The following is an 11,997-nucleotide window of genomic DNA, read 5'->3' as shown; positions in this document are numbered from 1 at the left end:
TCCGATCGGGCGGCGTGTGGTTTCCGTGGCGATCCCGTCGTCGGTCGTGCGGTAGTCACTGATAGCATCGTCTCGAGAGGCGAGGGGTGGCTCATCGCAGTTCCTCGTCGATGTCCGCCTGCGTGAAATCGAAGAAGTCGTCGGTCTCGGGCAGGTCGACGTCGATCACGTTCAGTTGGGTCGGCTTCCCTTGGGAATCGAAGGCCTTCCAGTCGGTCCGGCGGTAGGGCGCGCCGATAATGACGTGGACGCTACCCCGGCCGAACGTGTCCAGATCCGCGTCGCTCGGGCGAATAACGCCGTTTGGATGGGAGTGGATGCTCCCCAGCGCCTTCACGTCGTTGGGAATCTGGTTCGTCTTGACGGTCGCGCTGACGCTGTTGGACTCGGTGCCGGGCACCACGAGAATATCCGTGATGACCAGCCCCTTTCGGTCCAGATCGAGTCGCTCAGCCTCGGTTCCCCGCAGAAACCCCATGTACTCGTTCGGGTGGGTGGCCTCCGAGGATTCGAGGGCGAACTCGAGGGTTTCCTCGGCAATACCGAGGATCTCGCTCGAGCGAAACAGCGCGTCGAACAACCCCATACTCCCACCTGCGGTCTTGCGGTTGCTAAACGTTCCGATGCGCCGGTTTGCCTCGACCGGCACCCACGGCCCTACGCGTCCGGAACCGCGTCTTTCGGAATGATGCCGTCGACATCGGCGCACAGGACGTCCTCGCCGTCTTCGTTCGTACAGACCGCGGTACTCTGGACGTCGTAGTACGCATCGCGTTCGGTTACCGACTCGAGGCGACAAGTGCAGGTGATCCGCTCGCCGGTGTGGACCGGTTGTACGAACTCGAACTCCATTCCGCGGGCGATGTAGTTGAGTTCGCCGCCGATCTTCGTCGGCAACGTTGCGGTGAGCAACCCCTGTGCGGTCAGTCGTCCCGCCTCGTCCGGCTCGGTGTGGATCGGCTGCTGATCGCCCGATAGTTCGCCGAATTCCCGAACGTCCTCGTGATCGAAGGTCCGTTCGACGGTGTACTCGTCGCCCTCCTCGGGCGGGTGTGAAACGTCCATGCTGTGAATGGTCCCGACGATACCTTTTGTAGCTACTGCTCAGACCGCCGTGATACTCGAGATCGATAGCCCCGACCCCGCTGGGGACTGGCATCGCCGATTATCGACGGGGTGTGGAGGCAGCGGCGACAGGCACCATCGTTTCGACCAGCTACCGCTTCCGCGGGACCCCCGCCGTTCGAGGCCCCATCGCTTCTTGACAAGGGTTATACGCGACCACCCCAAACAGCGAACCAAGATGACGCGTGACTCCGCCGGGGAACCCGGCGCAGACGACGGGGATTCCGTCGTCTACGATCTCGCTTCCGATTGTACCGCCGACGATGTCGAGCAAGGCCGTTACTATCTCGCCGAAATCAACGGTATCGTCGACTACGGCGTTTTCGTCGATCTCTCCGACTCCGTCTCCGGACTCGTCCACGAATCCGTCCTCGAGGGCACCTTCGCCGTCGGCGACGAACTCGTCGTCGAACTCGAGAGTGTCAGAGAAAACGGTGACATGGCCTTCGAACCAGCCGATGTCGAGGACTACGAGGTCGAAACGGTCGGCCACGACTACTCGCTGACCGGGACCGACCGCCTCGAGAGCGCCATCGGCGAACAGATCCACCTCGAAGGAACGGTCACGCAGGTCAAACAGACCGGCGGCCCGACGATCTTCCACGTCTCCGACGAGCAAGGCGTCGTCCCCTGTGCCGCCTTCGAGGAGGCCGGCGTTCGCGCCTACCCGACCATCGAGGTCGGCGACGTCGTCCGAGTCACCGGCGCGCCCGAACACCGAGAGGGCTCGGTCCAGATCGAGGTCGACGGCCTCTCGAAACTCGAGGGCGAAGACGCCGCCGAGGCCCGCGAGCGACTCGAGGACGCGCTCGACGCCCGCGCCGAACCCCACGATGTCGAGCCGCTGATCGACTGGCCGGCATTCGAGAAGCTGCGCCCGGACTTAGAGGAAGTCGCTCGACTGCTCCGCCGAACGGTTCTCGAGGGACGGCCGATCCGCGTGCGCCACCACGCCGACGGCGACGGGATGTGCGCCGCGGTCCCCGTCCAAATCGCGCTCCAGCGGTTTATCGCCGATGTCCACGAAGACGAGGACGCCCCGCGCCACCTCATCAAGCGGCTGCCCGCGAAAGCGCCGTTCTACGAGATGGAAGACGCCACGCGGGATCTGAACTTCGCGCTCGAGGACCGCGAGAAACACGGTCAGCAACTCCCGCTCTTGTTGATGCTCGATAACGGCTCGACGGCCGAGGACGTCCCGGCCTACGAGACGCTGGCCCACTACGACATCCCGATCGTCACGGTCGACCACCACCACCCCGACCCGGACGCGGTCGAGGATCTGCTCGACGCCCACGTCAACCCCTACCTCCACGACGAGGACTACCGGATCACGACCGGGATGCTCTGTGTGGAACTCGCGCGGATGATCTACCCCGATCTGGGCGACGAACTCCGACACGTCCCCGCCGTTGCCGGCCTCTCGGATCGCTCGAAGGCCGACGCGATGGACGACTACATCGAGTTGGCCGCCGAGGAAGGCTACGACGAACAGCGCCTGCAAGACGTCAGCGAGGCGCTGGACTACGCCGCCTTCTGGCTGCGCTACAACTCCGGCGACCAGCTGATTCAGGACCTGCTGCAGGTCGACGGCGACGACGAACAGCGCCACCGCGAACTCGTGGACTTCTTCGCCGACCGCGGCCGCGAGGAAGTCGACGAGCAACTCGAGGCCGCGATGTCCCACCTCGAGCACGAAACCCTCGACAACGGTGCTCACCTCTACCGGATCGACGTCGAGAACTACGCCCACCGGTTTACCTACCCCGCACCGGGCAAGACCACGGGCGAGATTCACGACCGCAAGATCGAGGAGACCGGCGACCCGGTTATCACGGTCGGCTACGGCCCGGACTTCGCCGTGCTCCGCAGTGACGGCGTCCGGCTGGACATCCCGAACATGGTCTCCGAACTCGAGGCCGAGATCGCCGGCGGCGGCGTCTCGGGCGGCGGCCACCTCGTCGTCGGCTCGATCAAGTTCGTCACCGGGCGGCGCGAAGAAGTGATCGACGCCCTGGTCGAGAAGATGGCCGAGGCCGACATCGACGAAGCGCTCTCGAGTGCGGCCCCGATCGACGACTGAGACGCGACTCGACGAGGTCGGATCGGCGAAAAATTCGTTTTCTAGCAGTACTGGATCTCTGTCTCGAGGAGCCGAATCGCCGGCTCAGTCAGCGCCGTGACGCGGCGTGTAGCCGCAGTCGTCACAGGCGAGTGACTCGTATCGGGCCGAGAGCGAGCCCGAACATTCGGGACAATGGTATTCGGATTCGAGTGAATGTTGACTGATTGCCATATGTGACTCGAGGAGGCGAGCGCTGATAAGTTCGCCTATTATGGCGATTCGAGACTGCATAGTGCTAGAATGCGTCGACATATCACGAGCGAACTATCGTTGAGAATTTCCCGTTCGCCGGCGAGTCGCCGACGGGCGCGAGTGGTAGCAGTAGATAGTAGTACGGTTTCTGTCTATGAACTTGTGAAACTCGCGATACGTACGGGTGTGCACGGACCGTTTAGCAACGGGGAATAAATAATATATTACAGAGATACAAAACATACTATATGGCATCTACTCGGCGGAATCTCATACGTGGAAGTTGTAGTGCGATAACATTGCTTTCCGGATGCACTAACCTCGGCAACAATACAGTCACTGTTTCTGAAATAGATGTAGAATTGGTGAATAATACAGACGACGACCATATATTCCACGTCGCTATTGAAACAGCAGATGGGCTTCAAGAATGGATCCCACAAAAGGTACATTCGGAGGCGGGGACGGTACGGACAATAGAACCACCTCAAGACGAGGATCTCATCGCAATCCACGGTTTCGTTGACGACCAGTCCTTTTCTGGGGAGTTGAATGGACTCGATTCTAGTGATGACTGTATACACGTGATAACTGAGTACGGGGCTACCGTAGGAGGTGGGCCCACACTCGTATATAAGCCATCAGAGAGTTGCTAAGGAGAAGTACGGGTTCGATTCGTCTACGTAGTTGCCGTTCAGTACAATTAGGCCCCTATAGTATCATTACCATATGGTATATTTGATGGTGGTTCGCAGATACACTTATCCGATCGGGTGTATCAGTTTCGCGCCCAATTCCGAATAAAGGAGCGTAGGACCAACTACTGTTAGAACTGGTAGCGGCGCTCGTCGTCCATCGACGGATACTGGTCCGCACCGGTCATCTCCTCGAAGGTCATCCCCGAGAGGTACTCGTCGTAGGTCACGTCGTAGGCCGTCCGTAGCTGGAAGTCGAGCTTGCCGGTGTCGACGGTCGACTGAAAGAGCATGTGGACCGCCCGGCGGACGAGTTCGTCCGTCTCCTCGGGTTCTAAGGCGGCCTCGAGCAAGGCGAGTTCGTTGCGCGTCTCGCTGTCGAGCGAGACGGAGAGAGTGTCGCCGATATCGGTGTACGAGTCCGTGACGTCGTCGGTGAGATCGTCGAGGCTCATACGGGAGGGGACTCGAGCCCGTCGGATAGACCTTTCGTGGTCGTCCGAACGCGTCACGACGGGCTGTGCCGGGCCGAAATCGGATCCGTGTGGCGTCCGCGGACCATCACTCATAAACCGTGGCTTCCCTAACCCTCGCCGATGACAACAGGGGCCCAGGAGTGGGCGTTGCCGGACGATCTCGAGGGAGTTCACGAGGCGCTGATCGCGTGGTACGAGGACGACCACCGCGAGTTCCCGTGGCGACGCACGGACGACCCCTACGAAATCCTCGTCAGCGAGGTCATGAGCCAGCAGACCCAACTCGGCCGCGTCGTCGAGGCCTGGGAGGGCTTCCTCGAGCGGTGGCCGACCACCGCCGAGTTGGCCGACGCCGACCGCGCGGACGTCGTCGGGTTCTGGACCGACCACAGTCTGGGGTACAACAACCGGGCGAAGTACCTCCACGAGGCTGCCGGTCAGGTTGAGGAGGAGTACGACGGCGAGTTCCCCGAAATGCCCGACGAGCTGCAGGAGCTGATGGGCGTGGGTCCGTACACCGCCAACGCAGTGGCGAGTTTCGCGTTCAACAACGGCGACGCAGTCGTCGACACGAACGTCAAACGAGTGCTATACCGCGCATTCGACGTGCCGGACGACGACGCGGCCTTCGAGGACGCGGCGAGCGATCTCATGCCCGACGGCGAGTCGCGGGTCTGGAACAACGCGATCATGGAACTGGGCGGAATCGCCTGCGAGCAGACGCCGAAGTGTGACGAGGCCGGCTGTCCGTGGCGGGAGTGGTGTGGGGCCTACGCTAGCGGGGATTTCACCGCCCCCGACGTGCCGACGCAACCGAGTTTCGAGGGGAGCCGCCGGCAGTTCCGCGGCCGCGTGATCGGCACACTGCGAGAGTACGACGAACTCGAGCTCGATACCCTCGGCCACCGCATCCGAGTCGACTACACCCCCGACGGCGAGTACGGCCGCGAGTGGCTTGCGGGCCTGCTGACCGACCTCGAGTCGGACGGGCTAGTCGAATTTGACGACGGCGGGGCCGAGCCGGTCGCACGGCTCCAGCGCTAACCGAGCGGTTCATCGAGAGTCAATTCCGTTGCCGTGTTTGCTCGAGTCGGAAACCCGTCTCCCATAGTAAGCGAACTCGGTCCGCCGCCGGGCGTGCAGCCGTCGCAGACTGCACCGGCGAAGACAACGGGCGGCGGTCGCCGTGCATTCCCTGTCGGTCAGTTTCGATCGGTGACCGGTCGAAAGAAGATGGCGACGGTACTTGTACCTGCCCGGGAATTGCACGGATTGAGAACACTCCCGATCGGCGGCAAGTCGCTCGGTTCTCGCGTCTCTTATCTCGCTCTGTGTAGGCCCCACAAAGGAGAAGTACGGAGCCACATCCACCGAATTCGGACGGTCATAACGCCGCCAAATCGGTTTTCGCGGACCGAATGGTTATTGCAGTGAACCGTCGGTCGAGAGTGAGAGTCACCGGAATTGGGTGGCGGGAAAGGCTACCGGAAACCAAATCCGTCTATACGTCTCTGTGGTGGGCTTTGGTGATGACCACAGTCGTCGAACTCGGGATTCCGGCCGATCGGCTCGGGCTCGCTCGCACGTTCGATCGAGCGTCGGGCTTCGAGTTTCAGGTCGGCGGAATGATCGGTGGCTCGCCGCCGCTCGTCTGGACGAGCGGCTCGGACCGCGACAGCGTTCGCCGGGCGCTCGAGGCGGATCCGTCGGTCGACGTGATCGCGAGCGTCGCCGACGACACCGGAGAGTCTACGACGGACGACGGAACCGCGTTCACCCAACGCGACCGCTGGCTGTTCCGCCTCGAGTTCGGCGACGGCGTGAAACTGTTCGAGCAGATCGTCACCGAAAACGACGGTGCGATCCTGACCGCGCGGGGCCGCGAGGGCCAGTGGGCGGTGAAACTGCTCTTTCACGATCGGGAGTCAGTCTCGGCGTGTCACGACCTGCTCGAGCAGTACGAGTTCGGGGCCAACGTCACCCGAATCAGCGGGGTCAACGACCTCGCGAGCGCGCGGACGCCGCTGACGGAGACGCAGTACGAAACGATTCACAAGGCCCACGAACTCGGCTACTTCGACGTTCCGAGAGGAGTGACACTCAAGGAGTTGGCCGCGGAGCTAGACGTGTCACATCAGGCGCTCTCCGAGCGACTCCGGCGGAGCCACGCTGCCCTCGTCAGTGCGGAGTTAACCGACCGGACCGCGCCGATGGAGATCGATCCGTGAACCGACTGCGTCTCGGCGACTCGAAGAAGAAGTCACACGCCTGAGCATGAACTGGAATGCCGCGTCACCGCTCTCCTCTCTTGCTCTCGACGTCTCAGTGCTCTCGCGAGGATAATGGACATAAGACTAATTGGGAGACTATTTTGATTACTACATTCGGCTCTTCACCCAGTATTGGGTCTATTTGAGTCAACGAATAGCTTTATTACTGGACAGACCAATAACAGACCGTCGGCGTGGTGCCGACCGACCGACGCACCGTACGTCGCTGTGAGCCCCGGTGGATCACCCGGACGCAACTACCGATTCGCGGTCATTCGTGGCTGTGTGGCCGCTCGAAATCGGACCACCAATGGGCCGTCTCACGGCCCGAAATCGGCTTCTCCGACGGCTGAATCCCGCCGAGCCAGTGCCTAGTTTTATCTGTTGGACGAGAATACAGTCAGGCGAGAGTCGAAGTGATCGGACGCAGCCGAACGGACGGCGTCGACGAACCGCCTCGAGCGTCCGATACGAACGCCGGTCCGTCGGAGCTCTCGCTGGACGATATCTATCACCTCTTACAAACGAAACGCCGTCGAGACGTGCTCCGATATCTCCGCACAGCGGACGGGCCTGTCCGGTTGCGCGAACTGGCCGAACAGGTCGCGGCGTGGGAACAGGAGACGACTGTCGACCAGCTCAGTTCGAGCGAACGCCAGCGCGTCTATATCTCGCTGTACCAGTCCCACCTTCCAAAACTCGACAACCACGGAATCGTCGACTATGATAAGGACCGCGGCAGGGTCGAAGCGACACCGCTGACCCCACAACTCGACGCGTACCTCGAGCCCGCTCGGAAAACCGACTCGGCCGACCCGTGGCTCCGGCGGTACATTGGGACAGCCACATTCTGTACGCTCGCGGTTGGAGCAATCGCGACGGGGCTCGTCCCGGTGTCCGGACTGGTCGGCGCGGGATTCGTACTCGCCTCGTTTGCGGTCGTCACGGGTGCATACGCGTGGTCGGCCGGCGTGTTCCGTCGATAACTAGTTCTCGCGCCGCGAGGTCCTACCGAGCGGTTGCGACGGGTTCGAAACCGGCAGCCGAGCGACGACCGTCAGTCGGCGCGGGAGGGGGCTGCCGCGTTGGGCTCGGGGGACTGCTCGAGGAGTCGATGGGCATGAAAGGCGACCGAGAAGTCCTGCGGGCTCGGGAGCGCGCAGGCGAGCCAGCCGATTGCCGCCGCGGCGACGACCGGCGTGTCGGTCGTCACGTAGCCGACGGCGGCGAGTCCGAAGACGGGAATCGCGAGGAGGGCGGGCGCGAGCGCCGCGAGGCGAAGCGTCCACGGTGGTTCGCCGCCGGTCGGACGGGGGTAGACGGCGGCCCACGGACGGGTCGTCAGGAGGGCGAGGACCCCGTCGGGGCGACCGGGGAAATAGGAGACGGAATACTCGACGCGTGCCAGTCGAAGGGCCGCCGCGTGTGTCCACTCGTGGGCTACCAGTCCGACCGCTACCGCGAGGGCGAGCGCACAGCCAGCAACCACCACGTTCGATCCGATCATTGCGACGCGAGATGCACACTGCCGGCGTCGGCCGGCCGGGGCGCTCATCTCGCGTCCGGTGTCGATGGGTTCCCGGCTGAAGGTCCCCCGCCTGTACCAGTTGTCGCCTTAAGAGCCGAAGACAGCGAGACGAGGACTTCGATCTCGGCTCGAGTCCGGTCGCGTTCGCAACCGCTCGACACGAACGAACTCCGAGCGTCACACTGGGAGATTCCGGAGTGGCATACCGGGGAGACGGGCCAGTCGCGACGAGGCGGTCGGCCAGCCAAGAACTATATATTGATGAATGGTGCCATACACCATGGAATCGACTGAGACCCTCGAGTTCGGTCACGCAGACCGGAAAGGGATCTACGAGTACGTCGAACGCCACGGCGCGGTCGATCCCGAGGAAACTCGGGACCGACTCGGCCTCGATTCGAGCAGGTTCCGCCATCACATCGCGATCCTCAAACGGGACGGGCGACTCGAGGAAGCGAACGGAAAACTACGAGTCACGATCGATGCGGGTGCTGAAGAAGAGTATATCGCCGACGACCTCGAGTTCCACATCCGGCCGGCGCGACAGGAGGATCTGGCGGGGATCGTCGGTGCGATCCGGCAGGTCGTAGCGGAGAGGACGTACATCGAGGCCGAGAGTGTCGCCGACGAGATCGACCACGAGAACGCCTTGCTCCGGCACAACGAACTCCAGTCGCGGCTGTTTTTCGTCGCCACGGTCGACGACGAGGTCGTCGGCTGGGTCCACCTGCACGCGCCCGAGATCGACAAACTGAGCCACACCGCCGAACTCACTGTCGGCGTCTTAGAGGGGTACCGCGGCCGCGGGATCGGTTCACATCTCCTCTCGCGGGGCCTCGAGTGGGCCGGCGCGAACCGCTACGAGAAGGTCTACCAGAGCGTGCCCGCGACCAACGAGGAGGCGATCGCGTTCCTCGAGGACCACGATTGGGAGACCGAGGCGATCCGCGAGGATCACTACAAACTCGACGGTCACTACGTCGACGAGGTAATGATGGCTGTCGAACTCTGAGTTGACAGTTCGATTTATATAACCATCCCTGAAACCGAAGGGTATGCGCTACGTGACCCCTGCGCGGTTCGAACCCGAGGGGTGGGGTGAATCGACCGCGGCCATCGTCGGGATGGGGCTCGTTCTCTCGATCGCCGGCATCGTCCAGACGCTCGGCACGCCGGCCTCCCGGCCGGTCGTCGCGCTCGAACTGTTCGTCTCGTTGCTCGTCCCGACCGGGCTGGCCACCGGCGGCTACTGGCTGGCCGGCCGAAACGTCTCGTCGGCCGATCGCTGGCGAGCCGTGACCCAGGTGTCGGTCGGGATCGTCCTCGCCTGCGCGCTCGCGCTCTGGCTGACGGGCTACGTCACCCTCGAGGGCAGTGCGATCCGCGACCCGCTGGGACTGACGACGACGCTTGCCGGCGTCGGCGGTGCGACCGGCTTCGTGAGCGCCGTCCGGGAGCTACCGGACGAGGCGATCGGCTCGAGCGGCCCGCCGAGAGCCGCCGGTGCCGAGCTGCCGGCACCGGTCTCCCCCGTTACCCCCGTCGGCCGGTCCAACGCGGCGGCGAGGGTCAGCGCCTCGAGCGACTCGACGGCGATCACTGCGCTTCCGCCGGCCACACTCGAGTCGCCGATCGACGTGCCGGCGGTCTCCGAGCCACCGACTACCACTGCGGCGGCGAGAATCGCTCCATCGGAGGACTTCGGCGTGGCAAGCGCTCGAGAGCCGCGGATGTCGACCCCGCTCTGGACCGACGTCGATCCGCACGGGCGAACCGGCGCTCCCGCACAACCAGTGGTGCCGTCCGAACGGACCGCGATCGAGGGCACCCTCCCCGACGCGCTCGAGTCGTCCGTCGACGGTGTGACCGCCGATACCCTCAACTCGCACGACCCGCTCGAGTCGCCGACGCCGGCACGGGATCCCGGGGTCGACGCCGTCGCAGCCGTTCCATCGACGGCCGAGACGGTCCTCGGCGTCCTCCGGCGCGAGCGGGCCCGCATCGCCCTCGCGATCCTGTATCACGAGTGGGACGGCACGGAGCGGTCGGTCGAAGCCCTCGCCCGCGCGGTCTCCGATCACGTCGACGACTCGGCCGACACCGTCGCGATCGGACTGCGACACGCGACGCTGCCCGAGCTATCGAAACTCCGGGCGATCGACTGGGACCCCCGGACCGGTCGCGTCTCGGCGTCCGACCACGCCGTCTTCGAAGAGGGCGTCCGCGAAGCGGCGGTGCTCCTCGAGTCGTTCGAACCGGGAACGCGGTAGCGCTCGAGGGGTTCGAACCACAGTTGGGATCGCCAGAATCGAAAGACAATTCCTCCGGACGGCGCTACCGAAAGGCATGCTTTCGATCGCACTTGCCGGGAAACCGAACGCCGGCAAGTCCACGTTCTACACGGCGGCGACCATGGCGGAGGTAGACGTCGCCAACTATCCGTTCACGACGATCGACGCCAACCGAGGGGTGAGCTACGTCAGGACCGACTGTCCCTGCCTCGAGCGCGAGGAGCGCTGTAACGCGGACAACTGCGAGGACGGCAAGCGCTACGTCCCGATCGAACTGCTCGACGTGGCGGGGCTCGTCCCCGGCGCTCACGAGGGGAAAGGGCTGGGCAACCAGTTCCTCGACGAACTCACCAACGCGGACGTGATCGTCAACGTCGTCGACGCCTCCGGCGGCACCAACGCAAAGGGCGAACCCGTCGACATCGGCGACCACGACCCGCTCGAGGACATCGACTTCATCGAGGAGGAGATGGACCTCTGGCTCGCCGGCATCGTCGAACGCAACTGGGAGTCCGTCGAACGCAAGTCCCGATCACCCGATTTCGACATCGACGAGGCGCTGGCGGACATGCTCTCGGGCTTCGGTGCCTCTCCGAAACAGATCGCGATGACCCTCCGGGACCTCGACTACCCCGACGACCCCATCCAGTGGGAGGACGAACACCGCGAGGCGCTCGCACGCGACGTTCGCCAGCGGACCAAGCCGATCGTCGTCGCCGCGAACAAGATCGACGTCGCACCCGAGGAGAACGTCGAGCGCCTGCTCGAACTGGACAAGCCCGTAATCCCGACCACCGCGGAGGGCGAACTCGCGCTCCGCCGAGCCGCCGACAACGGCCTCATCGAGTACGATCCCGGCGACGAGACGATCGAGATCGGCGACGACGTCAACGACGCCCAGCGCGAGGCCCTCGAGGGCCTTGCGGACACGATGGCCGAGTGGGGCGGCACGGGCGTCCAGACGGCGCTCGATCACGCAGTCTACGACCTGCTCGACCACCTCACCGCCTACCCGGTCGAGGACGCCGCGAAGTGGTCCGACGGGAGCGGTAACGTCCTGCCCGACGCATTCTTGCTCCCCAAGGGCTCGACGCCGGTCGACCTCGCCTATAGCGTCCACTCCGACATTGGCGACGGCTACCTGCACGCTGTCAACGCCAAGTCGAACCGGGAGATCGGCGAGGAGTACGAACTCGAGGAGGGTGACGTGATCAAGATCGTAAGCACCAATTGATAAACGATCCAATATATCCGCATAGCTTCGTCGAGAACGGCGTTCAGTACCGCTCGAGTAG

Annotated in this window: 11 protein-coding genes; 7 read left to right on the top strand and 4 right to left on the bottom strand. The window is 63.7% G+C overall.

What is annotated here, in order from left to right:
• Positions 1-91: 91 nt before the first annotated feature.
• Positions 92-586, bottom strand: a complete 495-nt coding sequence (locus ACJYUO_RS11875) for a Mov34/MPN/PAD-1 family protein (protein ID WP_494345584.1) — start codon at positions 584-586, stop codon at positions 92-94.
• A gap of 71 nt (positions 587-657) precedes the next feature.
• Positions 658-1,065 (bottom strand): FAS1-like dehydratase domain-containing protein, encoded by a 408-nt coding sequence (locus tag ACJYUO_RS11870; RefSeq protein ID WP_494345583.1) that lies wholly within the window; start codon positions 1,063-1,065, stop codon positions 658-660.
• A 238-nt stretch (positions 1,066-1,303) separates the two neighbouring features.
• Between ACJYUO_RS11870 and han the strand changes: the two genes are divergently transcribed.
• Complete coding sequence (han, locus tag ACJYUO_RS11865) at positions 1,304-3,208, top strand: Hef-associated nuclease (RefSeq protein WP_494345582.1); 1,905 nt, start codon at positions 1,304-1,306, stop codon at positions 3,206-3,208.
• Positions 3,209-4,268: 1,060 nt separating this feature from the next.
• Here han and ACJYUO_RS11860 read toward each other — a convergent pair.
• The gene (locus ACJYUO_RS11860) at positions 4,269-4,592 is read right to left on the bottom strand and encodes a ribbon-helix-helix protein (protein ID WP_494345581.1); all 324 of its coding nucleotides are present in this window, start codon (positions 4,590-4,592) and stop codon (positions 4,269-4,271) included.
• Between the two features lie 141 nt (positions 4,593-4,733).
• Between ACJYUO_RS11860 and ACJYUO_RS11855 the strand changes: the two genes are divergently transcribed.
• The 3 genes from ACJYUO_RS11855 to ACJYUO_RS11845 all read left to right on the top strand — a co-directional run bounded on the left by ACJYUO_RS11855 (position 4,734) and on the right by ACJYUO_RS11845 (position 7,869).
• A complete protein-coding gene (locus ACJYUO_RS11855) occupies positions 4,734-5,657 on the top strand; it encodes an HhH-GPD family protein (RefSeq protein ID WP_494345580.1) in 924 nt (307 codons plus the stop codon).
• A 485-nt stretch (positions 5,658-6,142) separates the two neighbouring features.
• Positions 6,143-6,841 carry a helix-turn-helix domain-containing protein gene (locus ACJYUO_RS11850; RefSeq protein WP_494345579.1) on the top strand — a complete coding sequence of 233 codons (699 nt, stop codon included), beginning with the start codon at positions 6,143-6,145 and terminating at the stop codon, positions 6,839-6,841.
• 458 nt (positions 6,842-7,299) lie between these two features.
• Positions 7,300-7,869: a DUF7344 domain-containing protein gene (locus tag ACJYUO_RS11845; RefSeq protein ID WP_494345578.1), complete on the top strand. Its 570-nt coding sequence runs from the start codon at positions 7,300-7,302 to the stop codon at positions 7,867-7,869.
• A gap of 71 nt (positions 7,870-7,940) precedes the next feature.
• Here ACJYUO_RS11845 and ACJYUO_RS11840 read toward each other — a convergent pair whose 3' ends face one another.
• On the bottom strand, positions 7,941-8,390 hold the full coding sequence (locus ACJYUO_RS11840) for a hypothetical protein (RefSeq protein WP_494345577.1): 450 nt from the start codon (positions 8,388-8,390) through the stop codon (positions 7,941-7,943).
• A 301-nt stretch (positions 8,391-8,691) separates the two neighbouring features.
• On the opposite strand from ACJYUO_RS11840, the gene ACJYUO_RS11835 reads away from it, so the two are divergent.
• The 3 genes from ACJYUO_RS11835 (at position 8,692) to ACJYUO_RS11825 (ending at position 11,936) form a co-directional block, all read left to right on the top strand.
• Positions 8,692-9,423 (top strand): GNAT family N-acetyltransferase, encoded by a 732-nt coding sequence (locus tag ACJYUO_RS11835; RefSeq protein WP_494345576.1) that lies wholly within the window; start codon positions 8,692-8,694, stop codon positions 9,421-9,423.
• 43 nt (positions 9,424-9,466) lie between these two features.
• Positions 9,467-10,681 carry a hypothetical protein gene (locus ACJYUO_RS11830; protein WP_494345575.1) on the top strand — a complete coding sequence of 405 codons (1,215 nt, stop codon included), beginning with the start codon at positions 9,467-9,469 and terminating at the stop codon, positions 10,679-10,681.
• 76 nt (positions 10,682-10,757) lie between these two features.
• A complete protein-coding gene (locus tag ACJYUO_RS11825) occupies positions 10,758-11,936 on the top strand; it encodes a redox-regulated ATPase YchF (protein WP_494345574.1) in 1,179 nt (392 codons plus the stop codon).
• The last annotated feature ends 61 nt before the right edge of the window (positions 11,937-11,997 follow it).

The organism is Natrinema sp. CRL1 (assembly GCF_059162405.1).
The sequence above is the reverse complement of the archived record's forward strand: the minus strand, read 5'-3'. Positions and strand labels throughout refer to the sequence as shown.

Excerpts from the sequence above, each read along its gene's own strand:
- ACJYUO_RS11875 (WP_494345584.1), bottom strand. The coding sequence starts at position 586 with ATGGGGTTGTTCGACGCGCTGTTTCGCTCGAGCGAGATCCTCGGTATT.
- ACJYUO_RS11870 (WP_494345583.1), bottom strand. The coding sequence starts at position 1,065 with ATGGACGTTTCACACCCGCCCGAGGAGGGCGACGAGTACACCGTCGAA.
- han (WP_494345582.1), top strand. The coding sequence starts at position 1,304 with ATGACGCGTGACTCCGCCGGGGAACCCGGCGCAGACGACGGGGATTCC.
- ACJYUO_RS11860 (WP_494345581.1), bottom strand. The coding sequence starts at position 4,592 with ATGAGCCTCGACGATCTCACCGACGACGTCACGGACTCGTACACCGAT.
- ACJYUO_RS11855 (WP_494345580.1), top strand. The coding sequence starts at position 4,734 with ATGACAACAGGGGCCCAGGAGTGGGCGTTGCCGGACGATCTCGAGGGA.
- ACJYUO_RS11850 (WP_494345579.1), top strand. The coding sequence starts at position 6,143 with ATGACCACAGTCGTCGAACTCGGGATTCCGGCCGATCGGCTCGGGCTC.
- ACJYUO_RS11840 (WP_494345577.1), bottom strand. The coding sequence starts at position 8,390 with ATGATCGGATCGAACGTGGTGGTTGCTGGCTGTGCGCTCGCCCTCGCG.
- ACJYUO_RS11835 (WP_494345576.1), top strand. The coding sequence starts at position 8,692 with ATGGAATCGACTGAGACCCTCGAGTTCGGTCACGCAGACCGGAAAGGG.
- ACJYUO_RS11830 (WP_494345575.1), top strand. The coding sequence starts at position 9,467 with ATGCGCTACGTGACCCCTGCGCGGTTCGAACCCGAGGGGTGGGGTGAA.
- ACJYUO_RS11825 (WP_494345574.1), top strand. The coding sequence starts at position 10,758 with ATGCTTTCGATCGCACTTGCCGGGAAACCGAACGCCGGCAAGTCCACG.